The following is a 26,470-nucleotide window of genomic DNA, read 5'->3' as shown; positions in this document are numbered from 1 at the left end:
ACTGTGGCCCCATGAGCGCCCAAGAGGAAAAATCAGGGAAGAAAATAGAAGCCGGGCGGAAGAACCGCCTTTCGGCGCTGGCCAGTTCCGTGCCGGCGCTCACCAAGCTGGCTTTGGGGCGCAAGGGGTTTGCCGAGGCGAGCCTCATCGGTGAATGGACAATGATCGTCGGCGAGGATATCGCGCGCCTCGCCATTCCGGTGAAGATGCGCCTGCCGCGGGCGAAAAAAGACGAGAAGCCGGCGGGAACGATTGCCCCCAATGTCGCTGGTGGCACTCTCACTTTGCGCGCGAGCCCCGCCGCGAGCCTGGAGATACAGCATCTGAAGCCCCGCATCCTGGAGCGGATCCAGCGTTATTTCGGCTATCCCGCCATCACCGAGATCAGAATAGAGATCGGCGAGGGTAAGAAATCCTCGCTGAAAGCACGCCGGCCGGCCCCCGGCCCGGTGGCCCAGCCCGACCTTTCACATGTGACCGACCCCGACATCCGCGAGGCCCTGCGGCGACTCGGGGCGGCCAGGGCGAAGCGCGTCTGACACCCCTAAAACATTGCGTTTCCGTGAAATTCCGGCTGGACAGCAAGCGACTCGCCCGAATCCAACGGCTTATCCGCCGCCTCTGATGTGAGGGCTTTGGCGGTCGGCGCCGCTCACCGAGGCCTCGCTTGCAAGCCCACCTGAATCCTGCCAAATAGCGGCGAAATCGGTCTCCCGTCCGAAGTCGGATTTGGGGAGCCTAAATGGAGGCTCTGTTGAACGCACGCAATCTGGTGATCGGTGTCGTGGTGCTGGCCCTGCTGGGCGTCGGCGGCTTCTATGCCTGGACCCATTACGGGCCCGGTGCGGCACCCGGCGTCAGTGACAATCCGGCGCTGGCGGGCCTCCCCGCCCCGGTCGACGATCCCGCCACGAAGGCCCAGGAAGGCGACATGGTGCTGGGCGATGCCAACGCGCCCATCACGTTCATCGAATATTCCTCGCTCTCCTGCCCGCATTGCGCCCGTCACCACAAGAACGTGCTGCCGGAGATCAAGAAGCAGTATATCGATACCGGCAAGGTGAAGCTGGTGATGCGCGACTTCCCGCTGAACGGTCCGGCCGTGCAGGCCTCGCTCCTGGTCCATTGCGTCTCGCCGATGGCCTATTGGGGCATGACCGATCAGCTTTTCGCGACGCAGGATCAGTGGGTCAACGAGAATTCGGCCATGATCCTGGCCGGCATCGCGGCGGCGGCCGGCATCAACGGCCAGGATTTCCAGCAATGCCTCAGCGACAAGGCGATGAAGGACAAGATCATCGCTTCGGCCGAGCAGGCCGACAAGGCGTTCAAGGTGGATTCGACGCCGACCTTCGTCGTCAATGGCATCGTCATCAAGGGCGAAAAGACGTTCGAGGAATTCGCCAAGATTTTCGACGCGCTGGCGCCGAAGGCCAATTGATCAGTAAGTTTTCTTAGGGAACGCGTGCCTTGGTCCAGTTCAACAAGCTCCGCCTGACTGGCTTCAAATCCTTCGTCGAATCCACTGAACTCTCGATTCAGGCGGGCATGACCGGGATTGTCGGCCCCAATGGCTGCGGCAAGTCGAATCTGGTCGAAGCCTTGCGCTGGGTGATGGGCGAAACCTCGGCCAAGCGCATGCGCGGCGGCGAGATGGACGACGTCATCTTCGGCGGCAGCGGCAACCGCCCGGCGCGCAATGTCGCCGAAGTGATCCTGACGCTCGACAATGCCGACCGCCGCGCCTCCTCGCAGTTCAACGAGAGCGACGATCTCGAAATCTCGCGCCGCATCGATCGCGGCGAGGGTTCGACCTACAAGGTCAACGGCAAGGAAGCGCGCGCAAGAGACGTGCAGCTGCTGTTCCAGGACATTTCGGCCGGCGCCCATTCGACCGCCCTGGTGAGCCAGGGCCGCGTCGGCGCCATCGTCAACGCCAAGCCCACCGACCGCCGCTCGCTCTTGGAAGAAGCAGCCGGCATCACCGGCCTGCACACCCGCCGGCATGAAGCGGAATTGCGCTTGAAGGCGGCGGAAGCCAATCTCGCCCGCCTCGACGATGTCATCATCACGCTGGAAAGCCAGCTCGGCCAGTTGAAGAAGCAGGCGCGCCAGGCCTCGCGCTACCGCAACCTTCAGGACCATATCCGCCGCGCCGAGGCGATCCTCTTCCACCTGCAATGGCAGGATGCGCGCCAGCGCCTGGATTATTCGGAAAAGACCTTGATGGCGGCCGAGACCGCCGTCGTCTCGCTGACCTCGGCCGCCGCCATCGCAGCGACGCGCCAGACGGAAGCAGCCACCATTCTGCCGAGCCTCCGCCAGGCGGAAGCGGAAGCAGCCGCCGAATTGCAGCGCCTGACCATCGCACGCGGCGCCCTCGACAAGGAAGAAGAGCGCATCGCCCAGGCGCGGTCCGATGCCGACCGGCAGCTGCGCGAGAACGAGGCCGATCACGGCCGCGAACTGGCGTTGACCAACGATGCCGTGGCCGCCGCCGCGCGCCTCTCGGAAGAGCGCGGAATCATCGAGGAGACCGCGGGCGAGGAAGCGGCGATTTCCGAAGAGACGCAGCGCCGCGTCGAAGCAGCACAAGCCGAAGTCGATGAGAGCGAGGCCGAGCTTGGCCGCCTCACCCAGGACCTCGCCGCCGCGGAAGCCCGCGCGCAGGCCCTCATCCGTCGCCTCGACGAATTGCAGCAACGCCGCCAGCGGCTTGGGCTTCGCGCCCAGGAAGTGGATGCCGAGCGCCAGCGCCTCTCCGCCGAGATCGCGAACGATGCCGAAACGCAAGCCGCCCGCGCCGCCGTCGCCGAGGCCGAGGCAGCGCTTGAAGAAGCGCAAGCGGTCTTGGCCGAGATCGAAGCGCAGCGCGGCCTTGCCGGTGAAGCGGAAAGCCAGGCCCGCGCCCAGCTGCAACAGGCGCAGGATCAGCGCCAGCGCCTGAAGGCCGAGGTCGATGCGCTTTCCTCGATCTTCGCCAATTCCGACGCCGACATGTGGCCGCCGCTCATTGACAGCCTCACCGTGGCGCCGGGCTATGAAACGGCCCTTGCCGCAGCACTCGGCGACGATCTGCAAGCCTCGACCGATCTAGGGGCGCCAACGCATTGGCGCGAGGGCGAAACGGATGCCGGGGCACCTTCGCTCCCCGGCAATGCCGAACCGCTGTCACGGTTTGTCACCGGATCGGTAGCGCTTGGCCGGCGCCTCGCGCAGATCGGCCTGGTCGAGGATGAAGCGACCTGCCGCGCGCTGGGGACGCAGCTGAAACAGGGCCAGCGCCTCGTTTCCAAGGACGGCGCCATGTGGCGCTGGGACGGCTTCACCATCGCCGCCGGCACGGAAACGGCCGCCGCCACACGCCTCAAGCAACGCAATCGCTTGCGGGAGCTCGAAGGCAGCCTGCAGATCGCGGAAGGCGCCTTGGCCGAGGTCGAGGCGCAGTTCGGATCGGCGCGCGACGAGGCGCAGGGCCTCATCGACCGCGAGCGCAGCCAGCGCCAGACCTTGCAGGCGGCCTACAATTCAGCGCGCCAGGCACGCGATGCCGCCGCCCGCGTCGAACAGCGTGCGACACAGATGCAATCGCGCCTTGCCGCCATCGCCGAACAGGCCGAAGCGGTCGCCGGCGACATTGCGGAACTGGAAGGACAGTTGGAAGCGGCGGCCACCGAGCGTGCCGAATTGCCGGATCTCGACCAGGCCCGCCACCGCATCAATGAACTCCGCCCCGAAGTCGCCGAGCGCCGCACGCGCCTGGTCGAAGCCCGCTCGGCGCTCGATCGCCTGCAGCGCGAAGCGCAGCAGCGCCAGCAGAGACTGCTGGCGATCGCCGACGAGCTCCGCTCCTGGGAAAACCGCAGCCAGCGGGCGCAACAGCATCTCAATGAACTGGTCGAGCGCCGCGCGCATATCGAGGCGGAAATCGAGCGCCTCTCTGCGCTGCCGGAAGAAATCGCCCAGCAGCGCCGCGACCTCATGGACCTGCTCGAAGTGTCCGAGGAAAAGCGCCGCAATGCCGCCGATGCGCTGGCCTCCGCCGAAACCGCCCTCAATGAGGCCGATCGCGGTTTGAAGGGCGAGGAGCACAAGCTCATCGAAGCGCGCGAGCAGCGCGTCCGTGCCGAGGCGGCGATCGAGCAGGCCAAGGAAGCGGCCGACACGCTGACCGAGCGCATCCGCGAGAAGCTGGAATGCTCGCCCGAGGAAGTGCTGGCGCTGGCTGAACTCGACCCCGGCGAAGGCCTGCCGGCCCGCGACGAGACCGAACAGCGCCTCGCCAAATTGCTGCGCGAGCGCGAAAATATCGGCCCCGTGAATTTGCGCGCCGAGACGGAATCGAACGAGCTCGACCAGCAATTGGCCGGCATGCAGACCGAGCGTTCCGACCTCATCAACGCCATTTCGCGCCTGCGCCAGGGCATCGCCTCACTGAACCGCGAGGGCCGCGAGCGGTTGCTCGCCGCCTTCGAACTGGTGAACGGCCATTTCACGTCGCTGTTCACGCGCCTCTTCGGCGGCGGCAAGGCGCACCTCCAGTTGACCGAAGCCGAAGACCCGCTCGATGCCGGCCTCGAAATCTTCGCCAGCCCCCCGGGCAAGAAGCTGCAGATCCTGTCGCTGCTCTCTGGCGGCGAGCAGGCCTTGACCGCCTTGGCGCTGCTCTTTGCCGTCTTCCTCGTCAACCCGGCGCCGATCTGCGTGCTGGACGAAGTCGACGCCCCATTGGACGACGCCAATGTCGAGCGTTTCTGCAATCTGGTGCAGGAACTGGCCGAAGCTTCCGGCACGCGCTTCCTGGTCATCACCCACCACCGCCTGACCATGGCCCGCATGGACCGCCTCTACGGCGTCACCATGGCGGAACGCGGCGTCAGCCAACTGGTCTCGGTCGACCTCCAGGAAATCGCGCATCTCAAAGCGGCGTCTTAAACCGGCCTGGGGTGATGTTGTAACCAGACCGAATTCGGACTATATTTGGTCTGAGTTTGGAGGTTGCCATGAAATTGTCGACTCAGATCAAACCCATCAGCTATCTCAAGGCCAATGCCGCCGAGATCATGGATCGGCTCGCCGAGGACCAGCAGCCGATCGTCATCACCCAGAATGGCGAGGCCAAGGCCGTCCTGCAGGATGTAGCGTCTTACGAAAAGACGCAGGAGACCCTGGCTCTTCTCAAAATCATCGCTCTTGGCCAAGCGCAGATCGCCCGCGGTGAAATCGTTCCGGCCCGAGACGCCATCGCGAAGATCCGTACCGAATTAAGCAAACGGCCGCAGGAGCCCCATCGGCAAAAGCGCAAATGACGTTTCGCGTTCAGCTCACTGCCGGCGCCGTCCGGGACCTTGAGGAGATCGCTTCCTATATTGCTGGTCACAGCTCCCTGGCCGGCGCGGGCCGGCTGCTGGACGGTATCCTCGACATTGTGAGCGCCCTTGAGGCGATGCCGGAGCGCGGCCGGATGGCGCCGGAACTTGTCGACTATGGGTTTTCAGCCATACGCGAGCGCTTCTTCAAGCCTTACCGCATTCTGTATCGCATCGACGGGCAGGATGTTCGCATCCTGCTGATCGCCGATGGCAGGCGTGATCTGCGCGAGCTACTGCTGCGCCGACTGCTGGATTGACCGGCCCTGGCCTACCTCAACACCCGGACTCACTGCCAGTGGATGGGAGACATGAGTACATCCGCCACGCCATAGCCCCAGAGGCCGCTGATCGCCAGCGACACGGCCCAGGCGATGCGGGTCCAGCGTTTCCGCTCCGGGTGGGTGGGATAGAGCCAGGCCGGCACGCGGCCGGCGAGCCAGGCGGTGAACAGGGTCGCCGCGGCGCCCAGGGGCGCGAAGGCACTCCAGAAGGGATAGAATGGCTCGGTGATGAGGGCTGCGAGGATACCGGCCAGCACCATGAGGACCATGCCGCCGCCACAAATGACGGCGCCCAGGACCAACGCAGCGAATATCCGCAAAGCCCCGCTCCCCTTTGTTCCGGCGCCCCGATTCGAGTACCTGGACGGGAGAGTGTCGCAGATCCGTGTCCCGTCCAAGGTCGGACACGCAAGACTTGTTCACTGTGCATTGCGACACCCGGCTCAGCCCACGACATCTGTCCTATTTCGTGCGCCAGCGCGGCTTTTCCTGCCGCTATGCGGGAAACCTGCAGCCTTCATGGCGGCTGATCGCACAAGATCGATTCCGAAACGTTCCCGACGAGCCCGCCGCAGGGCCTGGTTGGTGTCAATTTTCCGATTTATATTCAACCACTTAGATCACCCCAAATCACCTTGACAGCCTATCACCCCTTGCCTATGTTGCGCGCGCTTCCGCCGATCCTCCGATTGGCGGAGGTAGCGGCTTGTTGCTCGGGGGATACCTTGAGGATCGGCGACAATGACCGAACAGCAGCCCGATAACCTGAACCAGCTCGACGCGAAGCTTAAGGCGGCGCGGGAGCGGATCGAGGGATCGGGCAGCCAGGAACTGGCCCGCGAGGGCACGTCCCTGGGATACGGCTTCCGCCTCAGCGTCGAATTGCTGGCGGGCCTGCTGGTGGGTCTGGGGATCGGCTATGTCATCGATGGATGGCTGGGTACGCGCCCCTGGTTGATGCTGGTTTTCATGATCCTGGGGCTGGCGGCGGGCGTCCTCAATGTGATGCGCGTGACGCGGCAGATGGAGCAATTGGAAGCTTCCAGGAAGGATCAACGTTAAGCGTCGACCCTTCGGGCCCGGCTTGGGATGCATGTCCAGCCGGGTTCGCGGGCGGCATCAACCGGGGATGACATCGTGGCCGAAGCCCATTCACCGCTCGCCCAGTTCGAAATCAGGACGCTCGCCGACATCCATCTGGGCGGTATCGATGCTTCCTTCACCAACGCCTCGCTCATCATGGTGGTGGTGGTCGGCCTGGTCACGCTCTTCATCGTCGCCGGCATGCGCAACGCGGCGATCGTCCCGGGCCGCTTCCAGGGCATGGTCGAGTTTTTCTATGAATTCATCGCCAATCTCCTGAAGGAGAACACCGGCGCGGCCGGCAAGCAGTTCTTTCCGCTGATCTTCTCGCTGTTCATGTTCATCCTTGGCGCCAACCTCATCGGCCTCTTCGGCGCCATCACCGTTACCAGCCATATCGTCGTCACCTTCGCCTTGGCCTTCATGGTCATCACCATCGTGACGATTGTCGGCTTCGTGAAGCACGGCGCGCATTATTTCAGCTATTTCGCCCCGGCGGGCGCGCCGATGTGGCTGATGCCGCTGATGATTCCGCTGGAAGTCATCTCCTACCTCATCCGCCCGATCAGCCTTTCGGTCCGACTGTTCGCCAACATGGTGGCGGGCCATGTGATGCTGGGCGTGCTCGGCACTTTCGTCGTCGGCCTCGGCGGCCTGTTCTTCGCACTGGGCGCCATTCCGCTGGTCGCCATTCCGATGATCTTCGCCCTCGAGGTGCTGGTTGCCCTCCTGCAGGCCTATGTGTTCGCCATTCTCACCTGCATCTACCTCAACGACGCCATTCACCTGGCGCACTGAAGGCAGACCCGGGAAAGAAGTTTTCCATCAACACCAAGCAACGTTAATCCCAAGAAAGGACATCCATCATGGAACTCGAAGCCGCGAAAATGATCGGCGCCGGTATTGCGGCACTCGCCCTGGGCGGCGCTGGTGTCGGTCTCGGTAACCTGTTCGGCAGCTACATGGAGGGTGCGTTCCGCAACCCGGAAGCCCAGAGCAAGCTGAAGGTCAACCCGATGCTCGCCTTCGCGCTGATCGAAGCCACGGGCCTCTTCGGCTTCGTCATCGCCATGATCATCCTGTTCGGCTAAGCCCGTTCGGACGATCTGACTAACGTTGCGATCTACGGCTGGCCGGCGCGAGTTCTGACGCCGGCCAGTTTGTAATTTTCAGTTGGGAGGGGAGCAATGCCCCAATTCGATCCCGCCATTTTCTCGCCGCTGCTGGTCTGGCTGGTCCTGACCTTCGTGGCGCTCTATGTGCTGATGTCGAAATTCGCGCTGCCGAAAGTGGCCAATATCATCGACCAGCGCGCCGAGCGCATCGAAGGCAACCTCGCCAAGGCCGAACAGCTCAAGGCCGATGCCGCCGGCGTACTGGCGGCTTACGAAAAGGCGATCGCCGACGCCAAGGCGCAGGCCCAGGCCGAACTGGCCAAGGCCGCAGCGGAAGTCGCCGCCGAGACCGCCCGCCGCGAAGGCGAGTTCGCCAAGCGCCTGGGCGAGCAGACCCGCACCGCCGAGGGCCGCATCAAATCCGCCCAGGCCGAAGCCATGGCGCAGGTGAAACTGATCGCGACGGATCTGGCCGCCGGCATCTCCGCCAAGCTGGCCGGTACCGGTGTCGATCAGGCTGCGGCGGGTGCCGCGGTCGAAGCCGTGGTCAAGGAGCGCGCCTGATGGAACATGAAGCCAGCATGCTTGCCGACCCGCATTTCTGGGTCAATGTCGGCGGCCTGATCTTCCTCGCCTTCGCCGGTCCGAAGCTGTGGAAGGTTGTCGCCCAGATGCTCGACCAGCGCGCGATCAAGATCAAAGCAGATCTCGACGAAGCGCAGAAGCTTAAGGACGAGGCGCAGGCCCTGCTTGCCGAGTATCAGCGCAAGCAGAAGGATGCTCTCAGGGAAGCGTCCGAGATCGTCGAAACCGCCAAAGCCGTCGCCCAGCGCCAGGCCACGGAAGCTGCCGCCAATCTGGATCTGGCCCTCGCCCGCCGCGAAAAGCTGGCGATGGAGAAGATCGCCCAGGCCGAAGCCGCCGCCATCGCCGAAGTCCGCCGCGAAGCGGTCGATGTGGCCACGGCCGCCGCCAGGAAGCTGATTGCGGCCAGCCTCAACGAGGGCCGTGCGAGCGCCCTGATCGACGCAGCCATCAAGGATGTCGATACCCGCCTGCACTGAGCAAGACGGCATCGAGGGAACGAAGGGCCCGGGATCGAAAAGATCCGGGCCCTTTTCTTTGCCGTACCGGGGTTTCGACGCCGGCATGCCGCCAGCACGTACCGCGTACGGGTGGCACGATCTCCAAATTTGTGGCCGCCCCTTCGCTATTCGGATAGATTACCCGGGTAAGCGCTCCAACGTGGACCATTCTTTAACTGCTTGCGCGGAAGATGCGGGAAAGGGCGGTCCTCACGGGCCGCGATCCATTAGCGCAGGCTGCATGGGCGATTTGCCCGCCGCCCATGCGGGGTCGACATGATGACGTTGCCACTCGATGCCCGGGAGGCGGCCAAGGCCGCCGAGATCACTACCACCGAACGCCAGGTCGAGAAGGTGGCGGAAAGCTATGTGCGGGCGCGCGAAGCCAAGCAGGAATTGCGACGTGCGCTGCTGCGCCGGCAGATCGATGCCGAACTGTGGCGCCAGTCGCCTGTGGCATCCGCCGGGAAATGGCGCGGGCGTGGCCTGCTTGCCCTGGGGGGGCTCCTCGCCTTTCTGATCGTGATCTGGTTTCTGGGTCCGGCCGGCCTGTCCATGGGCGGCAGGATCCTTGTGGCGGGTGCTGCGGTGTTGGGTCTTGGCCTTGCCGCGCTCTTCATTGCCGCGCTGACGGACCGGATCGGCGGAAAGCCCATTGCGCCGCCGGAAACACCGATCGCCGCCGACCCGGCCAGCAAGGACGAAGCGCTGCGGCGCCTTTCCTGAAGGCCCCCTGGCCCCCACAAAGAGCTCTGGCCCCAACGAAAAGCCGCCCGGCATCCTGCGATGCGGGCGGCTTCATACTTTCGACCGCTCCACGGCGCTTGCGCGCCGCGGGGCAGGATCGAGCTGGCTTACTTCTTCGCGGCCTTGGCGATCGCGGCCTTCACTTCGTCGATCTGGGCGACGAAACGGCCCTGGATCAGCTCGGCGACTTCGGTGCCCGACTTCTGCACGAGGTCGGTGATCTCGCGCAGGTTCGAAACGGCCTGCTCGAAACCGGCCTTGGTGATCTCGGCCTGCTTCACGAGCTTCTCTTCGGCACTGGTCGGCTCGGCCAATTCCTTGGCTACCTTGCCGAACTCCTCGACCGCCTTGCGGGCGATTTCGGCCTGGCGCTGGGCAACGGCCTTGACGCCTTCGAACGCGGCCTGATTGGCGGCGGTCAGGACTTCGAAATTCTTCTTCTGGGCCGCGACGACACCGTCGATGTCGAACAGGGCCTTACCGTTGGTGAAGGCCTTGCTGTAATCGCCGAACCACTTGCCGAAATCCGCCTGAGCTTTGGCGAAGTCGAACTTGGTGAAATCCGGGAATGTCGGGGTCGGGGTGCTCTCGAACGTGGTCTGGGCTTTGGCCATGGTGGCGTCTCCTCAGTGAAACGGTTCTGATGCTATGGGTTCATTGTGCGGTGCACAATCTGAGGCTCTATATGAGGCAGAGATGGCGCAAAATCAAGGGATTTTTTGTTGCGGTGCACAAACTACTTAAAATCCATTATAGAACAATACATTACAGTCTTCTTACAGAGTGATGGCAATGACTTGACTGCGCGGGTTCGTCGCGGCGCTGCCCAACCCGCTGCCCGGTCAATCACCCGCTCGGTCGACCGCTGCCATTGCCGCCATACCGGAGATTCAGGATTATGCCGGGCCCCACGGAGTCGGGGCGGGATTGAGGGAGAAAGAAAATATGACCGATCACCCCCTGCGCGTAAGCCGCAATGGCGCCATCCTGGAAGTCGTCTTCGACCGGCCCAAGGCCAATGCGATCGACGCGCCGACCAGCCGCAGGATGGGCGAGGTCTTCGCCGGCTTCCGCGACGATCCCGGTTTGCGCGTGGCCATCCTGACCGGAGCGGGCGAGAAGTTCTTTTCCGCCGGCTGGGATCTCAAGGCTGCAGCGGAAGGTGAAGCGCCGGATGCGGATTACGGGGTCGGTGGCTTCGGCGGGCTGCAGATGCTCCCCGATCTCAACAAGCCGGTCATTGCCGCGGTGAACGGCATGGCCGTGGGTGGCGGCTTCGAGTTGGCGCTCGCGGCCGACCTCATCGTCGCCGCCGACCATGTGCGCTTCGCCCTGCCGGAAATCCGCTCGGGCACGCTGGCCGATGCGGCGACGATCAAGCTGCCCAAGCGCATCCCCTATCACATCGCCATGGATCTGCTCTTCACCGGCCGCTGGATGGAGGCGGCCGAGGCGCAGCGCTGGGGCCTGGTCAACGAGGTGGTCCCCGCCGCCGATCTGATGGCCCGCGCGCGGGCGCTTGCCCAAATCCTGGCCGACGGGCCGCCACTCGTCTATGCCGCGATCAAGGAAGTGGCCCGCGCCGCCGAGAACCGCGATTTTGCCGGCGTGATGACGCAGATCGGCCAGCGCAACTTTCCCACCATCCAGAAGCTCTATGGCAGCCGGGACCAGATCGAGGGCGCCAGGGCCTTCGCCGAGAAGCGCAAGCCCGTCTGGAAAGGCTGCTGAGAGGCGGTATCTTCAGGCGGGAATGACGGCGCCCGTTTCCTTCTGGAAGATATGCATCTTTTCGGCATCGATCGGTATGAGCGCCGTGTCGTCGGCCGCCGCCTTGGTCTGGGCGGCCACCTGCGCGGTGAAGGGTGCCTCGCCAACGGTGCCGATCAGGAGCGTATGCGGCCCCAGGGGCTCCACGTCGCGCACCTTGAGTTCGACGATCGGCAATGTGCGGCCGCCGGCCACCGTATGCTCGGGGCGGATGCCAGCCACGACCCTGGCACCCAGATGCGGGGCGTAAGCGGCCTGGCGCGAGGCGGGCACCGGGATGCTGACGCCGCCGGCCGTCTCGAAGGCGATACCGCCATCGCCTTGCGCCAGCTCACCCTCGATGAAATTCATGCTGGGCGCACCGATGAAGGCGGCCACGAACAGGTTGCACGGCTTCTCGTAGAGCGTGATCGGGTCGGCTGCCTGTTCGATGCGCCCGCCATTCATGACGACGACACGGTCGGCCATGGTCATGGCCTCGACCTGGTCGTGGGTCACATAGACGACGGTCGTCTGCAGGCGCCGGTGCAGCGATTTGATCTCGGTGCGCATTTCGATACGCAATTTGGCGTCGAGATTGGAGAGCGGCTCGTCGAACAGGAACACATCCGGATTGCGCACGATGGCGCGGCCGATGGCGACGCGCTGGCGCTGGCCGCCGGAAAGCTGTTTCGGGCGCCGCTCAAGATAGGGATCGAGGTTGAGAATGCGCGCCGCATTCTTCACCGCCGTCTCGATTTCACCCGCCGCCGTGCCGCGCACCTTCATGCCATAGCCGATATTCTCGGCCACCGTCATATGCGGATAGAGCGCGTAATTCTGAAACACCATCGAACAATTGCGCAGGCCCGGGCGCAGCTGCGTCACGTCCCGGTCGCCGATGCGGATGGTGCCCGAACTGGCCGTTTCCAACCCCGCGACCATGCGCAACGTCGTGGTCTTGCCGCAGCCCGAAGGCCCGACCAGAACGACGAATTCGCGCGAGGCGATTTCAAGATCGAGCGGCGGAATGACGGTGACATCGCCAAAGGATTTGGTGATGCGTTCGAGGCTTACGCGGGCCATGGGCGTCTTCTTCTGTGTTGGGCGATCCCGCCTCGGCCGAAATGCCGGGGCGGGATCGCGTTCAGTCTAACCTAACTTGCACCGCCCGATTACTTCGGCGGCAGACCCATCGAAGCACGATAGGCGGCGAGCTGCTTGTCGCGGCCGAATTCGTCGGTCAGGCGATTCCATTCCTTGGCCACATTGTCGAGCGCCGCTTGCGCTGTGACTTCGCCGGCCAAAGCCTTGGAAAGCTCGATCTCAACGACTTCGGTGTAGGAGAAGTAGCCGGGCAGACGCATGTCGAGGACGACGTTCTCGGCGGCAAGCGAATCAGCCTGGCCGGCGAGATATTCCTTCGCCTCGCGCTCGCTGAACAGCTTCGACCATAGTTCGAGGTTGGTCGTGTGCGAGACGCGATAGGGGTTCACACCGGTACCGCCGGTGATCGCCGCCTTGCCGGAGATTTCCGGACTGGAGAGGAATTCGATGTAGTTCCAGGCAGCTTCCTGGTTCTTCGAGGAAGCGGGCACCGCCGCCTGCCAGCCGCCGAACGCCATGAACGGCGATTTGACGACATGGTCGAACTTCTTCCATTCCTTGGTCTTGTAGTCGTAGATCTCGCTGGCGCCCGGCAGCACGGCCGACCCTACCTTGCCGGAAATCTTCGACTGCTTCGGGTCCGCCGCGATGACGCCGGTATCGCCCCAGCCGATCGACTGGGCGACCTGGCCGCCTGCCACGGCCGCGTTCACTTCGCCGAAGGAGAAGTTGAGCGCGTTGGGCGGCGCCAGCTTCGAGGATTTCACATATTCCTCGAGGCCCCGCACCCAGCCCGGATTGTTGATGTTGGCATCCATCGTGTCCGGATCGAAGAACATCGCGCCCTTCTGGCCCGGAATGTTGGTGTAGGACGCCGCATGGCTGAAGAAGAACCAGAATTGCTGGCCGCCGCGGCGATAGGCTTCCGCCGTGCCCCACAGGCCCTGGTCTGGGCGCGTGAAGAATTCGGCGATGTCGAGATACTGCTTCCAATCCTGCGGCACGGCGAGGTCGTAGCCATACTTGGCCTTGAACGCCTCCTTCTCCTTCGGATCCTCGAAGAGGTCGATGCGGTAGGTATAGGTATGGACGTCGCCGTCGATGGTCTGCGACAGCGTCTTGCCGTTCCAGACCATCAGCTGTTCACGGTAGATCGGCGCGATATCGTCCCAGGCCGCACCCTTGCGCATGGCTTCCGGCACTTCGGCGAGAAAGTCGGTGAAGTCCGGCGACCAGGCCGGGGCGAAGCTCACCACGTCGAAATTCACTTCGCCAGAGGAGAGCGAGGTGACGATCTTCGGATAGAGTTCCGACCAGGGGAATTCGACCACGTTCACCTTGCCGCAGGTCTTCTTCGACCATTCCTCGCCGGCGCTCTGCAGGGCCGAGGCGATGTAGGGACCGGTCTGCGAGGCGGCGGTCAGGGTCACGCCGGAATAATCCGGCGAGCATGATCCCGTCGCGGGCGCCGCCGCCGTCTGATTGGCAGCCTCGGAGGTGGCCGGTGCAGCCTGCGATGTCTCGGTCGTGGTGGTGGCGTTGGTGGAGGATTGCGCCTCCTCCTTCTTTTCCTCGCCGCAGGCACTCAAGGTGAACGACAGCGCAATCATCGCCGTCGCGCCGAGCAGAAATTTTCTCATGTCCTCACTCCCATTCTCTCTTGGTTGATTGGCTAGTTCAGTGAACGTCGATCAGGCGGTCATTTAATGGCACCGAGCAGCAGACCGGACCGCATGAGCCTGCTCAGCAACGCCGCCATGATCATCATCGGAATGATGGCGACCAGGGCGGCGGCGGAAATCGACCACCATTCGTCGCCGCGCTGGCTGTTCTGGCCGGCGACGAGGATGGGAAGCGTTTGCCATTTGGCATTGGTGAGGAAGAGTGCGAACAGGAACTCGTTCCACACGAAGGCCAGGGTGATCATGAAGGTGGCGACGAGACCCGGCACCGACATCGGCAGCACGATGCCGGTGAAGATGCGCCATGAGGGCACATTATCGACCATCGCCGCCTCTTCCACTTCGAGAGGCAAGGCGGCGAAGAAATCGCGCATCAGCCAGACGACGATCGGCAGGCTGAAGGCAATGTAGGCGAGGACCATGCCGACATAGGTATCGATCATCTTGAAGCCCAGACGGCCGACCTCCGTATACATCAGGAAGAGAGCGAACGCCGCGACGATGGGCGGAAACATGCGCTGGCTGACGAACCAGAATATGATGTCCTCGTTGCCCAGTACCGGTCCGGGAACGCGCAGGCGGTTGGTGGCCAGCGACAGGATGAGCGCGGCCGCGAAGGCGATGATCATCGCCGCGGCACGGCTGAAGCCGAAGGCATTGTAGAAGGCGAGATAGCCGCCGCAGGCGACGATGAAGAAGACGAGACCGGAGGCAAGCTTGACCTTGAAGGGAAAGCGCACCAGCGCATAGGCCGCCATCGCGCCGATGGCGGTCGCCAGCACGGAGGAGGTCAGGCCGATGATGGTCGAGGCGATGACATTGTTGAAGAACTCGCCGCGTTCGCCGGAGAACAGCTCACGCCAGGCTTGCAGCGAAGGTTCGAAATCGATGAAGGGGATGAACGTGGCATGGCCAACGACCGAAAGCGAGGTCTTGAACGAGGTCACCACCACCCAATAGAGCGGGAACAGGGTGAACAGCGCCCAGAACAGGATGCCGAGCAGGGCGAAACAGCGTGACGGGCCGTTGAGGGTTCGAGTGCTCATCGATGCTTCGCCAGATAGGGTTTGAGGATCGCGAGATAGACCACGCCGATGACCGTGATGACGATCAGGAAGAGGAAGGAGAGCGCCGAGGTGTAGCCGAGATTGAACTTCTTGAAGCCCTCCTGATAGGCAAAGAGCGTCAGGGTCTCGGTCGAGATGCCCGGCCCGCCGCCGGTCAGAACGAAGACGGTATCGATGATCTTGTAGCTCTCGATGAGGCGGATGAAGACCACCGCCGCCGAGATGGGCAGCATCATCGGGAACGTAATGTCCCAGAACTGCCGCCAGGGGCTGGCATTCTCCAGCGAGGCCGCCTCATAGACATCGTCCGGCAGGGTGGCGAGGCCAGCAAGCAGCATCAGGATGATGAAGGGCGTCCACTGCCAGACCTCGACCGTGATGAGGGCGCCGATGGACCAATAGGTATCGGTCAGAAAGGGCAGGTTCGGGAAGCCCAGGAACGTCATGAACTGGTTGAGCGGACCTTGCGTCGGGTTGAAGATCTGGCGCGCGATGAGGGCCACCGCGACCGGGGCGATCAGCATGGGCATCAGGAAACCGACACGGAACAGCTTTTCGCCCGGCACCTTGGCATGAAGCGCCAGCGCCACGGCAAAGCCGATCACATATTGGATGGCTACCGAGACGAAGGCGATGATGCTGGTGGTGAGCGTCACATGCCAGAAGCGCGGATTGGCGAGCAGGTTGCCGTAATTCTCGAGGCCAATGAAGCGCGGCGGCGTCGGCGGCACCAGGCGGAAGCTCATGAAGCTGGTGGTGAGCGAATAGATCAGCGGAAAGATCGAGACCGCCAGCACCACAAAGAGGGCCGGCCAGATGAAGAAATACTTTATCGGATCGTTGCGCATCACGCTACCTTGGCCAGCAGAGCATCGATCTCGGCGCGCGACGGCATGGCCGGCGCGGTGCCACGGCGCGTGACCGAAATTCCGGCGACCGTGCAACCGAAGCGTACTGCTTCCGCCGGGGCGACACCACCGGCAATCGCCGCGGCGAACCCGCCGACAAAGGCGTCGCCCGCCCCGGCCGTGTCGATCACGGTGCCGGCCGAGACCGCCGGCACATGGACCGAGCCCGACTTGGAATGGAGCAGCGCCCCACGCTCGCCCAGGGTGATGAGGGCGTGGCCAGCTCCCTTGGTCAGAATCGCATCGCCGGCGCGGCGTGCATCTTCCATCGATTCCAGGGGAAATCCGACGATGGCCGCCGCTTCGCTCTCATTGGGGGCAATGTAATCGCACAAGGAATAGATCGCATCCGGGAAGGCTTCCGCCGGTGCCGGGTTGAAAACGGTCGTGACACCTGCCGCCTTGGCGATCGCGAGGGCACGCTGCGCGGCCGCCACCGGCTGCTCCAACTGGGTGACGAACACCTTGGCACCGCGAATCTGCGCGGCATGAGCCTCGACATCGGCCGGTGACAAGGTGCCGGCGGCACCCGGATAGACGATGATTGCGTTCTCGCCGGTCTTGTCGTTCACATAGATGAAAGCGGCACCCGTTGGATCCGCCTCGGAGATGCCGATCTCGGCCTTGATGCCCACATCGGCCCAGGTCTTCTGCGCGATCTCGCCGAACGTGTCACGGCCGATCTTGGTGATGAAGGTGACCTTGGCCCCGGCGCGTGCCGCCGCCACCGACTGGTTCGAACCCTTGCCGCCCGGCCCCATCTTGAAGCCGGACCCGGCGATCGTCTCGCCGACCTTCGGCATCCGGTCGCCCATGAAGGCAAGATCGGCGACGAAGATCCCCAGAATGCAGACGCCTTCCCGTCCCCCGCTCATGATGTGCGCCGCTCCCTTATTTCGCTTCCGGCGGGATGACGCCCTTGGTGAACATGAAGCAGCCGTAGAAACGGCGCTCACCCGTGGCGATCACGCAATAGGATTTCCTGGCGATCTCGTAGAAGGCCATGCGCTCGACCGGCACCAGCGGCCAGGACTTGCCCTCGGCGCGGTCGATTTCGGCCTGCACTTCCCGCTGTACCGGCGGCACTTCCTTCGGGCTGCCGACGATCTCCATGCGCATCGCCGCATCCGGGATGAAGGTGTCGAGCGGCATCGCGGAAAGAATGGCGCGCGTCGCCTCGGCAGTGGTGACGCCGTCGATGCGCAGCAGCTTGCCGAGCGTGGTTTCGCGGGCGACGGAATCGGCCGGGAAGTTGGTATCGCACAGCACCAGCCGGTCGCCATGGCCCATGGCGCGCAGTGCATAGAGCAGATCCGCGTTCAGCAGCGGATTGATATTCTTCAGCACGTCCCATTCCTCCCTTTTATCTTTATCGTCCCCGGCCTTTTTATCGTCGCTGGCGATTCATGGCGCCGCCTTCGGCCTTCACTCTATTCACTCACCATAGGGAATCCAGATGTTCTTCACCTGCACGGCATGGCGCAGGAAGATAGGTCCTTCGGCCGCTTCCGGTGCGAACCAATCGGTGACAAGTCCCTGATCCGTCAGCACGCGTTTAAGGTTTCCGACCGACAGCTTCTCCGCCAGCGCGGCATTCTCCTTGGTCCCGAAGACCCAGACCGCATCGACATCATCATGTTCGGCCAAAGTCTTTGCGAGGTCTTTCGCGGCACCGGTCACGATGTTGACGACGCCGGCCGGCACGTCGGAGGTTTCCAGCACCTGATAGAAATCCGTGGCGGCTAGAGGATGCCGCTCCGACGGCACCAGCACGACGCGGTTGCCCATGGCAATGAGCGGCGCTGCCAGCGAAATGAGCGCCAGCAGCGGCGCCTCGTCGGGGCAGATTACGCCGACCACACCGATGGGCTCGTTCATCGCCAAAGCGACACCGCGCAAGGGCGGCTGATGCACGCTGCCTTCGAACTTGTCGGCCCAGGCGCCATAGGAAAATAGCCGCGCGATACTGGCTTCGACTTCCGCCACCGCCTTGGCCTTGGTGGCACCGGTCATGGCGGCGATGCGGCCGGCAAATTCATCGGCGCGCGCCGAGAGATTTTCGGCCAGGTAATACATGATCTGGGCGCGGTTATGGGCGGTCGCCTTCGACCAGCCCTCGGCACCGCGCGCGGCGGCGACCGCGTTGCGGATGTCCTTGCGATTACCCTCGCCCACTTCACCAAGGCGAACGCCCTTGGGCGACAATACGGCGCGCGAATAATTGCCGTCGGGGCGCGCCTGCTTGCCGCCGATGAAGAGCTTCGCCGTCCGATCGAGCACCGGCAAATCGAGCACCGGCAAATCGAAACTGGCGACGCTTTCGACTTCCTTGGGCGCTTCCGCCGCCACGCGCGGCTTGCGGCCGGCCCAGGCCTTGGGCTTCAGATATTCATAGGCACCTTCCTTGCCGCCCTCGCGTCCATAACCGGATTCGCGATAGCCACCAAAACCGACCGCGGCATCGAACAGATTGGTGGCATTGACCCATACCACGCCCGCCTGCAGCTTGGGTGCGATATCGAGTGCCAGACCGATGGTCTCGCTCCACACGCTGGCGGACAGGCCATAGCGCGTATTGTTGGCCAGCATCACCGCTTCGTCCGGCGTGCGGAAAGTCATCGACACCAGGACGGGCCCGAAAATCTCTTCCCGCGCCACGGTCGCCGCCGTCTGCACATTGGAAAGCAAGGTCGGCGGATAGAAGCAGCCGCCCTTGGGCAGGTCGATATCCGGCTGGTAGAGTTCCGCCCCTTCGGCGACACCGGTCGCCACCAGCGACTTGATGCGCTCCAACTGCACCGGCGCCACGATGGCGCCCATATCGATCGCCTTGTCGAGCGGGAGTCCCACGCGCAGATTCTGCATGCGGCGCTTGAGGCGGGAAAGGAATTTTTCGGCGATGCCTTCCTGCACCAGCAGGCGCGAACCCGCACAGCAGACCTGACCCTGGTTGAACCAGATGGCGTCGACGACACCTTCGACGGCGCCATCGATATCGGCATCGTCGAACACGATGAAGGGTGATTTGCCGCCCAGTTCCAGGGTCAGAGACTGGCCCGACCCCGCCGTCTTCTCGCGGATGAGCTTGCCCACTTCAGAGGAACCGGTAAAGGCGATCTTGTCGATACCTTCATGGCCGACGAGCGTGGCACCCGTGCTGCCATCGCCGGTCACGACGTTGAGCACACCGGCCGGCAACCCCGCAGCGGCGGCGATTTCGGCAAAGAGCAGTGCCGTGAGCGAGGTGAACTCGGCCGGCTTCAGCACCACCGTGTTGCCGAGCGCCAAGGCCGGCGCCACCTTCCAGGCCAGCATCAGGAGCGGGAAGTTCCACGGAATGATCTGCCCGACGACACCCACCGGAAGCTGGTCGGCGAACTCGGTCGCCTGCAATTGCGCCCAGCCAGCATGGTAATAGAAATGCCGCGCCACCTGCGGCACGTCGATATCACGCGTTTCGCGGATCGGCTTCCCGTTATCGAGCGCCTCGATGACGGCAAGGAGCCGCGCATGGCGCTGCACCGCCCGGGCCAAGGCATAAAGATGCCGCGCGCGGGCGTGGCCGGAAAGTTTCGCCCAAGGTCCTTGCGCCTTGCGTGCGGCAGCGACCGCCTTGTCGACGTCACTGGCATCGCCTTGCGCCACGCGGCCGAGAATGGCGCCGGTCGCTGGGTCCATGGCGTTGAAGAACTGGCCGCCGGCCGGCTTCACGAAGGCGCCGCCGATGAAATGGCCGAAGCCAGCCTCGTGGCGCTTCAGCCAGGCGCGTGCCTCACCATCGGCTTCCGGCGCCGGCCCATAGGACATCTCGTCGAAAAAGCGGGCGACACTCATGATCTATCCTGCGGCATGCCGGTTATAGGCCGAATAGCGGCCGGTCACGTGATGTTCGAGCTGGCGTTCGATGTCGGCGAGCAGGCTCGAGGCGCCGATGCGGAACAGATTCGGCTCCAGCCATTCGCGCCCCAATTCCTCCTTCATCAGGAACTGGTAATTGAGCACATCCTTGGCGGCGGAGATTCCACCGGCCGGCTTGTAGCCGACCTTGAAGCCGGTCTGTTCCTGATACTCGCGGATCATGCGGATCATGATCAGCGTCACCAGCAAGGTGGCGTTGACACTTTCCTTGCCGGTCGAGGTCTTGATGAAATCGGCGCCCGCCATCATGCAGACCAGCGACGCGCGCGCCACGTTGCGCATGGTTTTGAGATCGCCGGTCGCCAGAATGGCCTTCACATGCGCTTGGCCGCAGGCGGCGCGGAAATCGCGCATCTCGTCATAGAGCGCCTGCCAATTGCCGGTCAGCACATGCTCGCGCGTGATGACGATGTCAATTTCCCGCGCCCCGTCCTTGACCGAGGCCTCGATTTCCTTGAGCTTGACGTCATGGGGCACGAGGCCCGCCGGAAAGCCGGTCGAAACGGCCGCCACCGGCACGCCGGAACCGGCCAGCGCCTCGACCGCTGTCGCCACGAAACGGTGATAGACGCAGACCGCCCCGGTGGTGAGGCCGCGATCCGCCATGCCGAGCGCTTCGAGGAGATCGGCGCGCACGGGCGCCTTGGCCTTGGCGCAAAGCCGCTTCACGCGCTCAGTCGTGTCGTCGCCATTGAGGGTGGTGAGGTCGATGCAGGTGATGGCCTTCAAGAGCCAGGCCGCCTGCGCATCCTTCTTCACCGTGCGCCTTCCGGGCAGCGTCGCCACGCGCCGCTCGGCGGCCGAGAGATTGACGCGCACACCCTGCACCCAGCCGAGATCGAGCGGCTGGGCCACATTGCGCGCCAGCGCGTTATGACCCGCAACATGCGAAGCGATGGGGGCGATCTTGAGATCAGCCATGCCGGCACCGTCTCTTTGAAAGAACATCCGCGCGAAACGGCCGAAAAAGGTGGGTCAGGGCCTGGAGTTGGCCCGGTTTCCTCCCCATCGGCGCTCTTTGCGGCGCTTGTTAATATTCTACCAAACTTTGATCACTTTATGACATTGGCCCACAGAGCCGTCAAGCGGCGCGCGGGCCCTCCTCCGTGATGATCGAGCGGAAATCGGAGAGCCTGGCGAAATAGGCCGGCTTCACGATCCCGAATTTGCTTTCATCGACCACCAGATGGCTTTCAAGGGCGCTGGCAATCGCCTTCTGCTTGATCGGCACTTCATGGAAATGCGAGCAGCTGGCCCCGCGTTCCACATCGACGCCGCCTGCTGAAATAAAAGCCTTGTTGATACCGAAACGGCCCAGGGGTTCCAGCCATTCGCCGCTGGAAAAGGTCGCGGAAGGGCCATGATAGAGCCCGCCCAGCATGATCATGCGCAGGTTCGGTTTCTGCGCCAGCCGGTCGGCCACATTGAGCGAATAGCAGATCACCGTGATCGTCAGATCTGCCGGTATTTGCTGGGCCAAATGATCGAGCGTCGAACCACAATCGATGAAGATCGTATCGTCCGGCGCGATCAGCTTGAGGGCATGGGCGCAGGCACGGAACTTGGCATTGGCATGGCTGTCGGCCTCCCGCCCCAGCTCATAGCCGCCGGCAATATCCTCGGCGCTGACGATATGGCCGCCCAGATAGGCGAAGCGCTCCGGGCTGGCACTGACGTCACGCCGCACAGTCATTTCGGAAACGCCGAGCAGGGCCGCCGCATCTCGCAAGTGCAGCACGCCGCGCTGGGCCAAAGCCTCGGCCAGCAGATTCGCGCGCTCGGATTTGCGGCTGGACATTCTGACAATACTCCCCTGGCGGCGATGCGCGGTCGGGCCGGTTGGGTCGGCTCTCTGGGTCTGGCATCTCGATCAGCATGCGACGCTGGAAGCGAGGCCGTCAACACGAAAATGTTAAATTCTTAACATCCTCGTGGATTCGGGGAACCCTCGATGCCGAGCCGAATTGGATCCAGTAATGGTCCAACGATCATGTCGGCTCGACGAGGAGAGCGGCGATGGCGGAATCGAAGATGGTTCGGGAATACCGCGAAACGTTGCACAAGAAGGGCAAGGATGCTGCCGGCAAAGCTGCCAAGCTCGGCCTCGAAATCCAGGAAGCTGAAAGCAAGCGCCCGGGTGCCGGGAAGACGCGCCCGCCAGGGGACTATCTGGGACCGGGCAGGGTCCAGGCGACACCGGAGGAAGACCCCCGGTTGCTGAAGAAGAGGAGATAGGAATGCCCCGCGGCGACAAGGACAGATACACCGCCAAACAGAAGCGCCAGGCCGCGCGCATCGAAGAAGGCTACGAGAAGCGCGGCGTCGGCAAGGATGAAGCGGAAGCGCGCGCCTGGGCCACGGTCAACAAGATGAGTGGCGGCGGCAGGAAGAGCGGCTCAGGTGTCGGCAAGGAAACCGACATGGCTCCGGCCCGGAAAGGCGGCCGCAAGGGTGGCGCCGCATCGGCGGCACGGCCCGAGGCGGCCCGCAAGGCGTCGGCCCAGAAGGCGGCCGCCACCCGCAGGAAGCGCGCCGGCTGATATCTATCGCCGGTTCCGGCTTAGCGGGCGGCTCATCTTTGCCGCAGTTTGGTGCTGCAGTCTGGGGCGCCCCATTTCCGGATCCTTCATGTCCACCCAGGCGATTTAAGCCGCGGCTCGCCTGGCATGCAGCATTTCGGTGATCTTCACCGCCTGGGCCAGGCGTTTGTCGATCTCCGCCATCGTCTTGGAAAGGTCTTCGCTCTCGTCGCGGCGCCAGGCATGAAGGCCGGCGGCGTAGATCGCCATCAGCCCCTGCACGCGCATCAGCCCCTTGAGGCCCGAGGCGCTGACCCCGGCCGTTTCCAGCGTCAGGGCCATGGAGCGGCGCACTTGCCTCGCAAGGCACGCGGCTTCCAGCGGCGTGCGCGGCAATTCGTGAAGCAGGGTCAGATAGGCGTCGCGGTGCCGCTGCAAGCGGTCGAAGCGCCGCATCAGGAGGTCGAACAGCCGGTCCTTGGCATCGCCATCGAGCGGATCGCCCGTCAACGAGGTGAGGATGTCTTCGTCCGTCGCCCGGACGAGGCCGAGCAGGATCGCGGCCTTGGTCGGATAGACGGCATGGGCCGCCGCCATGTCGAGCCCCGCCGCTGTCGCGATTTCGGCCAGAGAGAGATCGCACCAGCCCTGTGTGGCGATGAGCTGCAGCAGGGCCGCGCGCATGGCGCTCGCGGGATCGCCGGCATGTGCCGCCGGTTTGCGCGGTGCGGTCCGCTTCTTCGCCGCCGGTTTCTTCGCTGCGCGTGCTGCCTTGGCCATGATCGCCTCCGATGTCCCGGGCTTCAGATACCGATGATACAGGCTTCGATGCAACGCCGACAAGCGAAGCGCGGTTCCCCCTCAGTCCGGAAGAGCCACCGGCCCGATCTTGTCGTAGACGTCGCCCGGACCGGGATTGTCCTTGTGCGTATGCCCGCCGAAATGGGTCATGACGCCCCAGACCGCGTTGAGCGCCGTCTGCACCGCCCCTTCCACCCAGGCCGGAATCCAGGCGACATCGTCACCCGCCATGAAAATGCCGCGCTCGGAAGGCGGCATCTTGTCTTGCATGAAATGGCCGAACATGCGGTGGTTGTAACGGTAATGCCCCGGCAGCGCGCCCTTGAAGGCCCCCAGGAAATGCGGATCCGCCTCCCACGAAACGGTGATCGGATCGCCGATGATGTGCTGGGCGATATCGACCTTGGGGTAGATCTTGGAGAGCGCCGACAGCGCCAGCTCGACGCGCCGCTCCACGGGAAGCGGCAGCATCTTCAACGCATCGGACATCCAGCTGTAGGTAAGGCAGATGACGCCGGGTTTCCCCGGTCCATTGTCGAAGAAATAAGTGCCGCGTGTCAGCCGGTCGGTCAGGGTCATGCTCATGACATCGCGGCCGGTCTCCGGATCCTTGTCCGTCCAGAAGGGTCGGTCGACCATGACGAAGGTCTTCGAGGATTGCATGTAGCGGGTGCGGTCGAGCGCCATCCAGATCTTCTGCGAGAAGACCGATTCGTCGGTGTCGATGCTGGTGGTGAGCAGCCAGCTCTGGCAGGTGGCGACCACCGCCGCATAGGTCTTGGTGCGGCCCCAGCGGTCGACCAGGTCGAAGCGCTGGTCGGCGCGCCGCTTGATATGCGCCACGCCCGGCAGGGGTGCTCCGCCATGCAGGGAGCCAAGCGAGGTGCCCTTGGGCCAATGCTGCAGGCGCGTCGGCTGGCGGCGCCAGATGCCCTGCGGCACCTGCTCGACGCCGCCCACGATGAAGCGCTGATTGTCGTCGCATTCGGTGACGTTGACGCGCAGGATCTCCAGCATCGAGTTGGGAAAATCCGAATCCCAGCCGCCAGTGCCGAAGCCTACTTGCCCGAACACTTCGCGGTGATGGAAGGAGAGCTTCGAGAAGGCCGATGAACGCGTCACGAAATCGTAAAAGGTCCGCTCGTCCCATTCCTTAACCAGCGGATTCCAGATCTGCTTGATGGTCGCCACGTCGCGGTCGCGGATCGCCTGCTGCAGCGCCCCATATTGCGCATGCTCCTCAAGGGCCGCGTGATAGGCATCAGCCACTTCGCGGAAAAGCTTTGGCAGGTCGTCCAGCGTACGCGCATAGTAGGTCTGGCCTTCCAGGTTGATCACCGTGCTGCCGGCGGCCGGCGTCAGCGGATTTGGGAAGGGCCGCGATCCCAGCCCCAGGCGGTCGACGTAATGATAGAAAGCGGTCGAGGAGACCGGGAAGCGCATGCCGCCCAGTTCCGCGACGATTCCTTCGGGCGCTCCTTCGAAAGGCTGCGAGCGCAACCGCCCGCCTAGCTGCGAGGCTTCGTAGACGACGGGCTTCAGGCCCAGCTTCATCAGCTCGTACGCGGTGACCAGGCCGGAGATGCCGGCGCCGACGATCGCCACCTCCTGCCCATGCTGTTCGGCGGGAATCCGACCGAGCCCTGCCGGATGCCTGATCCAATCGTCGAAGGGAAAAGGGAAATCCGGCCCGAAGATGGTGACGGGCTTCCGATCTGACGATGTTGTTGCGGTCATGGCGGCTTCATTCCCCCGGATTGTGCCCTGTTGGGGCATCCGCTTACGGCGCAATCTCGATGGAATCAACCTTGTTCGGATAAAAGGCCAGATGCCCGGCGATCGCCGCCACTGCCGGGAAAGGCTGCTCATATGTCCAGACCGCATTCTCGCCGTTTCCCGGATTGCCGTCGTCCAGATTGTAATAGGCGGCATCGCCCTTATAGGGGCAGTGCGTCCGATGGGCGCTGCTAGTCATCAGGTCGAGCCGCGCATCCGCGCGAGGAATGTATTGCACGGGCGGATAGCTCGCCTCGGTAAGGGTCAGCGCCCGCGTGCTCTCCGCGATGACGATGCCGCCCCGCTTCACCATGACGCGGCCGCGTGTCGGGACAATGGTGATGGGATGATCGGAACCAGGCGGCTTCACAGGTGACGACATGAGGATAACCTCCGGATGATGGCTGCGTGCAACTCTATGAATGACCGGCGGCGCTGTCGAGTGCTACCCTGTCCGCCTTGCCGCTCGCGCGCACTGCTCGGGAGAGTTCCATGCTGACGCTCTATTACTCGCCGCAATCCTGCGCTCTCGCCTCGCATATTGCGCTGCAGGAGGCAGGTGCCACCTATGACGCGGCAAGACTCGATTTTTCCCGCGAGGAGCAGCGCCAGGCTGCCTATCTGAAGATCAATCCCAAGGGCCGCGTGCCGGCACTGGCAACCGACCGCGGCATCCTCACCGAAACGCCGGCGATCCTGTTCTACATCGCCCAGACATATCCGCAGGCCAGGCTCGCGCCGCTCGACGACGCCTTCGCCCTCGGCCGCATCCAGGCCTTCAACAGCTATCTCTGTTCAACCGTCCATGTGGCGCACGCCCACCGCATGCGCGCCTATCGCTGGGCCGACGACGCGGCGGCGCAGGCCGAGATGAAGCGCAAGGCGACACAGAACGTCGCCGATTGCTTCGCCCTGATAGAGTCGGAGATGTTTACCGGCCCCTATGTCATGGGCGATGCCTATACTGTCGCCGATCCATATCTCTATACGTTGGCGACCTGGCTTGAGGGTGACGGCGTCGATCCGGCCCGGTTCCCGAAGATCCTGGCGCATCGCGACAGGATGGCGGCCCGCCCGGCCGTCAAGGCCGTCACGGCATTGCACAACTGACGGGTCCAGATTTTATTCCCTTCCCGGAGAATGGAAGGTGCGCGATTTTATAGTTGCACTGTTCGCATCCTGCGATATCTGGGCTTGCAGACGCGTTGATCGGCGGGCCATTATCGTGTCGGCTTCGGATCGCAGAGGGAGAAACCTCGA

29 protein-coding genes are annotated in these 26,470 nt (G+C 63.7%); 15 read left to right on the top strand and 14 right to left on the bottom strand.

Features of this window, described 5'->3' with window-relative positions:
• Positions 1 to 11: 11 nt before the first annotated feature.
• The 5 genes from ACE3TY_RS15710 to ACE3TY_RS15690 all read left to right on the top strand — a co-directional run bounded on the left by ACE3TY_RS15710 (position 12) and on the right by ACE3TY_RS15690 (position 5,629).
• A complete protein-coding gene (locus ACE3TY_RS15710) occupies positions 12 to 539 on the top strand; it encodes a DUF721 domain-containing protein (protein WP_374654618.1) in 528 nt (175 codons plus the stop codon).
• A gap of 215 nt (positions 540 to 754) precedes the next feature.
• Positions 755 to 1,441: a DsbA family protein gene (locus ACE3TY_RS15705; protein WP_374654616.1), complete on the top strand. Its 687-nt coding sequence runs from the start codon at positions 755 to 757 to the stop codon at positions 1,439 to 1,441.
• Positions 1,442 to 1,470: 29 nt separating this feature from the next.
• Positions 1,471 to 4,935 carry a chromosome segregation protein SMC gene (gene smc, locus ACE3TY_RS15700; protein WP_374654614.1) on the top strand — a complete coding sequence of 1,155 codons (3,465 nt, stop codon included), beginning with the start codon at positions 1,471 to 1,473 and terminating at the stop codon, positions 4,933 to 4,935.
• Between the two features lie 68 nt (positions 4,936 to 5,003).
• Positions 5,004 to 5,309: a type II toxin-antitoxin system Phd/YefM family antitoxin gene (locus ACE3TY_RS15695; RefSeq protein WP_374654612.1), complete on the top strand. Its 306-nt coding sequence runs from the start codon at positions 5,004 to 5,006 to the stop codon at positions 5,307 to 5,309.
• Entirely contained in the window at positions 5,306 to 5,629 is a 324-nt protein-coding gene (locus tag ACE3TY_RS15690; protein ID WP_374654610.1) for a type II toxin-antitoxin system RelE/ParE family toxin, read from the top strand. Before ACE3TY_RS15695 ends, ACE3TY_RS15690 begins: the two co-directional genes overlap by 4 nt.
• A 29-nt stretch (positions 5,630 to 5,658) precedes the next feature.
• Here ACE3TY_RS15690 and ACE3TY_RS15685 read toward each other — a convergent pair whose 3' ends face one another.
• Positions 5,659 to 5,973: a hypothetical protein gene (locus ACE3TY_RS15685; protein WP_374654608.1), complete on the bottom strand. Its 315-nt coding sequence runs from the start codon at positions 5,971 to 5,973 to the stop codon at positions 5,659 to 5,661.
• A gap of 421 nt (positions 5,974 to 6,394) precedes the next feature.
• Between ACE3TY_RS15685 and ACE3TY_RS15680 the strand changes: the two genes are divergently transcribed.
• The 6 genes from ACE3TY_RS15680 to ACE3TY_RS15655 all read left to right on the top strand — a co-directional run bounded on the left by ACE3TY_RS15680 (position 6,395) and on the right by ACE3TY_RS15655 (position 9,662).
• Positions 6,395 to 6,715 (top strand): AtpZ/AtpI family protein, encoded by a 321-nt coding sequence (locus ACE3TY_RS15680; protein ID WP_374654606.1) that lies wholly within the window; start codon positions 6,395 to 6,397, stop codon positions 6,713 to 6,715.
• A 75-nt stretch (positions 6,716 to 6,790) separates the two neighbouring features.
• Positions 6,791 to 7,534 carry a F0F1 ATP synthase subunit A gene (locus tag ACE3TY_RS15675; RefSeq protein WP_374654604.1) on the top strand — a complete coding sequence of 248 codons (744 nt, stop codon included), beginning with the start codon at positions 6,791 to 6,793 and terminating at the stop codon, positions 7,532 to 7,534.
• Between the two features lie 68 nt (positions 7,535 to 7,602).
• Positions 7,603 to 7,827: an ATP synthase F0 subunit C gene (atpE, locus tag ACE3TY_RS15670; protein WP_374309412.1), complete on the top strand. Its 225-nt coding sequence runs from the start codon at positions 7,603 to 7,605 to the stop codon at positions 7,825 to 7,827.
• Between the two features lie 96 nt (positions 7,828 to 7,923).
• A complete protein-coding gene (locus tag ACE3TY_RS15665) occupies positions 7,924 to 8,415 on the top strand; it encodes a F0F1 ATP synthase subunit B' (protein WP_374654602.1) in 492 nt (163 codons plus the stop codon).
• Positions 8,415 to 8,915 (top strand): F0F1 ATP synthase subunit B, encoded by a 501-nt coding sequence (locus tag ACE3TY_RS15660; RefSeq protein ID WP_374654600.1) that lies wholly within the window; start codon positions 8,415 to 8,417, stop codon positions 8,913 to 8,915. Before ACE3TY_RS15665 ends, ACE3TY_RS15660 begins: the two co-directional genes overlap by 1 nt.
• A 297-nt stretch (positions 8,916 to 9,212) precedes the next feature.
• Positions 9,213 to 9,662: a hypothetical protein gene (locus tag ACE3TY_RS15655; RefSeq protein WP_374654598.1), complete on the top strand. Its 450-nt coding sequence runs from the start codon at positions 9,213 to 9,215 to the stop codon at positions 9,660 to 9,662.
• 128 nt (positions 9,663 to 9,790) lie between these two features.
• On the opposite strand, the gene ACE3TY_RS15650 is transcribed toward ACE3TY_RS15655, so the two are convergent.
• Entirely contained in the window at positions 9,791 to 10,297 is a 507-nt protein-coding gene (locus ACE3TY_RS15650) for a phasin family protein (RefSeq protein WP_374654596.1), read from the bottom strand.
• A gap of 331 nt (positions 10,298 to 10,628) precedes the next feature.
• On the opposite strand from ACE3TY_RS15650, the gene ACE3TY_RS15645 reads away from it, so the two are divergent.
• Entirely contained in the window at positions 10,629 to 11,414 is a 786-nt protein-coding gene (locus ACE3TY_RS15645; protein ID WP_374654594.1) for a carnitinyl-CoA dehydratase, read from the top strand.
• A 12-nt stretch (positions 11,415 to 11,426) separates the two neighbouring features.
• Here ACE3TY_RS15645 and ACE3TY_RS15640 read toward each other — a convergent pair whose 3' ends face one another.
• The 9 genes from ACE3TY_RS15640 to ACE3TY_RS15600 form a co-directional block, all read right to left on the bottom strand.
• The gene (locus ACE3TY_RS15640; protein WP_374654592.1) at positions 11,427 to 12,518 is read right to left on the bottom strand and encodes an ABC transporter ATP-binding protein; all 1,092 of its coding nucleotides are present in this window, start codon (positions 12,516 to 12,518) and stop codon (positions 11,427 to 11,429) included.
• An 89-nt stretch (positions 12,519 to 12,607) separates the two neighbouring features.
• Positions 12,608 to 14,179, bottom strand: coding sequence for an extracellular solute-binding protein (locus ACE3TY_RS15635; RefSeq protein WP_374654590.1), 1,572 nt, complete (start codon positions 14,177 to 14,179; stop codon positions 12,608 to 12,610).
• A 59-nt stretch (positions 14,180 to 14,238) separates the two neighbouring features.
• Positions 14,239 to 15,267: a carbohydrate ABC transporter permease gene (locus ACE3TY_RS15630; RefSeq protein WP_374654588.1), complete on the bottom strand. Its 1,029-nt coding sequence runs from the start codon at positions 15,265 to 15,267 to the stop codon at positions 14,239 to 14,241.
• Positions 15,264 to 16,136: a carbohydrate ABC transporter permease gene (locus ACE3TY_RS15625; RefSeq protein WP_374654586.1), complete on the bottom strand. Its 873-nt coding sequence runs from the start codon at positions 16,134 to 16,136 to the stop codon at positions 15,264 to 15,266. Before ACE3TY_RS15625 ends, ACE3TY_RS15630 begins: the two co-directional genes overlap by 4 nt.
• Positions 16,136 to 17,071, bottom strand: a complete 936-nt coding sequence (locus ACE3TY_RS15620; protein WP_374654584.1) for a ribokinase — start codon at positions 17,069 to 17,071, stop codon at positions 16,136 to 16,138. Before ACE3TY_RS15620 ends, ACE3TY_RS15625 begins: the two co-directional genes overlap by 1 nt.
• A 16-nt stretch (positions 17,072 to 17,087) precedes the next feature.
• On the bottom strand, positions 17,088 to 17,543 hold the full coding sequence (locus ACE3TY_RS15615; protein WP_374654582.1) for an RbsD/FucU family protein: 456 nt from the start codon (positions 17,541 to 17,543) through the stop codon (positions 17,088 to 17,090).
• A gap of 87 nt (positions 17,544 to 17,630) precedes the next feature.
• Positions 17,631 to 20,030, bottom strand: coding sequence for an aldehyde dehydrogenase family protein (locus ACE3TY_RS15610; protein ID WP_374654580.1), 2,400 nt, complete (start codon positions 20,028 to 20,030; stop codon positions 17,631 to 17,633).
• Positions 20,031 to 20,033: 3 nt separating this feature from the next.
• Positions 20,034 to 21,035, bottom strand: coding sequence for a deoxyribose-phosphate aldolase (gene deoC / locus ACE3TY_RS15605; RefSeq protein WP_374654578.1), 1,002 nt, complete (start codon positions 21,033 to 21,035; stop codon positions 20,034 to 20,036).
• A gap of 160 nt (positions 21,036 to 21,195) precedes the next feature.
• Positions 21,196 to 21,912 (bottom strand): DeoR family transcriptional regulator, encoded by a 717-nt coding sequence (locus tag ACE3TY_RS15600; RefSeq protein WP_374654576.1) that lies wholly within the window; start codon positions 21,910 to 21,912, stop codon positions 21,196 to 21,198.
• A gap of 218 nt (positions 21,913 to 22,130) precedes the next feature.
• On the opposite strand from ACE3TY_RS15600, the gene ACE3TY_RS15595 reads away from it, so the two are divergent.
• Together ACE3TY_RS15595 and ACE3TY_RS15590 are read left to right on the top strand one after the other, a co-directional pair.
• Positions 22,131 to 22,349, top strand: a complete 219-nt coding sequence (locus tag ACE3TY_RS15595; protein ID WP_374654574.1) for a hypothetical protein — start codon at positions 22,131 to 22,133, stop codon at positions 22,347 to 22,349.
• A 2-nt stretch (positions 22,350 to 22,351) separates the two neighbouring features.
• Positions 22,352 to 22,654, top strand: a complete 303-nt coding sequence (locus ACE3TY_RS15590) for a plasmid stabilization protein (RefSeq protein ID WP_374654572.1) — start codon at positions 22,352 to 22,354, stop codon at positions 22,652 to 22,654.
• A gap of 105 nt (positions 22,655 to 22,759) precedes the next feature.
• Here the strand turns inward: ACE3TY_RS15590 and ACE3TY_RS15585 are convergent, their stop codons facing one another.
• From ACE3TY_RS15585 to ACE3TY_RS15575, 3 genes are all read right to left on the bottom strand, one after another.
• The gene (locus ACE3TY_RS15585) at positions 22,760 to 23,413 is read right to left on the bottom strand and encodes a hypothetical protein (protein WP_374654570.1); all 654 of its coding nucleotides are present in this window, start codon (positions 23,411 to 23,413) and stop codon (positions 22,760 to 22,762) included.
• 81 nt (positions 23,414 to 23,494) lie between these two features.
• The gene (locus tag ACE3TY_RS15580) at positions 23,495 to 25,171 is read right to left on the bottom strand and encodes a flavin monoamine oxidase family protein (RefSeq protein ID WP_374654568.1); all 1,677 of its coding nucleotides are present in this window, start codon (positions 25,169 to 25,171) and stop codon (positions 23,495 to 23,497) included.
• A gap of 43 nt (positions 25,172 to 25,214) precedes the next feature.
• Positions 25,215 to 25,592, bottom strand: coding sequence for a DUF427 domain-containing protein (locus ACE3TY_RS15575; protein WP_374654566.1), 378 nt, complete (start codon positions 25,590 to 25,592; stop codon positions 25,215 to 25,217).
• 110 nt (positions 25,593 to 25,702) lie between these two features.
• Between ACE3TY_RS15575 and ACE3TY_RS15570 the strand changes: the two genes are divergently transcribed.
• Positions 25,703 to 26,320 (top strand): glutathione S-transferase family protein, encoded by a 618-nt coding sequence (locus tag ACE3TY_RS15570; RefSeq protein WP_374654565.1) that lies wholly within the window; start codon positions 25,703 to 25,705, stop codon positions 26,318 to 26,320.
• Positions 26,321 to 26,470: the final 150 nt, after the last annotated feature.

The organism is Dongia sp. (genome assembly GCF_041918875.1).
Lineage (GTDB): Bacteria > Pseudomonadota > Alphaproteobacteria > Dongiales > Dongiaceae > Dongia.
Note: the sequence above shows the minus strand (reverse complement) of the source record. Positions and strands in the feature narration are given on the sequence as shown.

Excerpts from the sequence above, each read along its gene's own strand:
- ACE3TY_RS15710 (WP_374654618.1), top strand. The coding sequence starts at position 12 with ATGAGCGCCCAAGAGGAAAAATCAGGGAAGAAAATAGAAGCCGGGCGG.
- ACE3TY_RS15695 (WP_374654612.1), top strand. The coding sequence starts at position 5,004 with ATGAAATTGTCGACTCAGATCAAACCCATCAGCTATCTCAAGGCCAAT.
- ACE3TY_RS15690 (WP_374654610.1), top strand. The coding sequence starts at position 5,306 with ATGACGTTTCGCGTTCAGCTCACTGCCGGCGCCGTCCGGGACCTTGAG.
- ACE3TY_RS15680 (WP_374654606.1), top strand. The coding sequence starts at position 6,395 with ATGACCGAACAGCAGCCCGATAACCTGAACCAGCTCGACGCGAAGCTT.
- atpE (WP_374309412.1), top strand. The coding sequence starts at position 7,603 with ATGGAACTCGAAGCCGCGAAAATGATCGGCGCCGGTATTGCGGCACTC.
- ACE3TY_RS15665 (WP_374654602.1), top strand. The coding sequence starts at position 7,924 with ATGCCCCAATTCGATCCCGCCATTTTCTCGCCGCTGCTGGTCTGGCTG.
- ACE3TY_RS15660 (WP_374654600.1), top strand. The coding sequence starts at position 8,415 with ATGGAACATGAAGCCAGCATGCTTGCCGACCCGCATTTCTGGGTCAAT.
- ACE3TY_RS15655 (WP_374654598.1), top strand. The coding sequence starts at position 9,213 with ATGATGACGTTGCCACTCGATGCCCGGGAGGCGGCCAAGGCCGCCGAG.
- ACE3TY_RS15650 (WP_374654596.1), bottom strand. The coding sequence starts at position 10,297 with ATGGCCAAAGCCCAGACCACGTTCGAGAGCACCCCGACCCCGACATTC.
- ACE3TY_RS15645 (WP_374654594.1), top strand. The coding sequence starts at position 10,629 with ATGACCGATCACCCCCTGCGCGTAAGCCGCAATGGCGCCATCCTGGAA.
- ACE3TY_RS15640 (WP_374654592.1), bottom strand. The coding sequence starts at position 12,518 with ATGGCCCGCGTAAGCCTCGAACGCATCACCAAATCCTTTGGCGATGTC.
- ACE3TY_RS15635 (WP_374654590.1), bottom strand. The coding sequence starts at position 14,179 with ATGAGAAAATTTCTGCTCGGCGCGACGGCGATGATTGCGCTGTCGTTC.
- ACE3TY_RS15630 (WP_374654588.1), bottom strand. The coding sequence starts at position 15,267 with ATGAGCACTCGAACCCTCAACGGCCCGTCACGCTGTTTCGCCCTGCTC.
- ACE3TY_RS15625 (WP_374654586.1), bottom strand. The coding sequence starts at position 16,136 with ATGCGCAACGATCCGATAAAGTATTTCTTCATCTGGCCGGCCCTCTTT.
- ACE3TY_RS15620 (WP_374654584.1), bottom strand. The coding sequence starts at position 17,071 with ATGAGCGGGGGACGGGAAGGCGTCTGCATTCTGGGGATCTTCGTCGCC.
- ACE3TY_RS15610 (WP_374654580.1), bottom strand. The coding sequence starts at position 20,030 with ATGAGTGTCGCCCGCTTTTTCGACGAGATGTCCTATGGGCCGGCGCCG.
- deoC (WP_374654578.1), bottom strand. The coding sequence starts at position 21,035 with ATGGCTGATCTCAAGATCGCCCCCATCGCTTCGCATGTTGCGGGTCAT.
- ACE3TY_RS15600 (WP_374654576.1), bottom strand. The coding sequence starts at position 21,912 with ATGTCCAGCCGCAAATCCGAGCGCGCGAATCTGCTGGCCGAGGCTTTG.
- ACE3TY_RS15595 (WP_374654574.1), top strand. The coding sequence starts at position 22,131 with ATGGCGGAATCGAAGATGGTTCGGGAATACCGCGAAACGTTGCACAAG.
- ACE3TY_RS15590 (WP_374654572.1), top strand. The coding sequence starts at position 22,352 with ATGCCCCGCGGCGACAAGGACAGATACACCGCCAAACAGAAGCGCCAG.
- ACE3TY_RS15585 (WP_374654570.1), bottom strand. The coding sequence starts at position 23,413 with ATGGCCAAGGCAGCACGCGCAGCGAAGAAACCGGCGGCGAAGAAGCGG.
- ACE3TY_RS15580 (WP_374654568.1), bottom strand. The coding sequence starts at position 25,171 with ATGACCGCAACAACATCGTCAGATCGGAAGCCCGTCACCATCTTCGGG.
- ACE3TY_RS15575 (WP_374654566.1), bottom strand. The coding sequence starts at position 25,592 with ATGTCGTCACCTGTGAAGCCGCCTGGTTCCGATCATCCCATCACCATT.
- ACE3TY_RS15570 (WP_374654565.1), top strand. The coding sequence starts at position 25,703 with ATGCTGACGCTCTATTACTCGCCGCAATCCTGCGCTCTCGCCTCGCAT.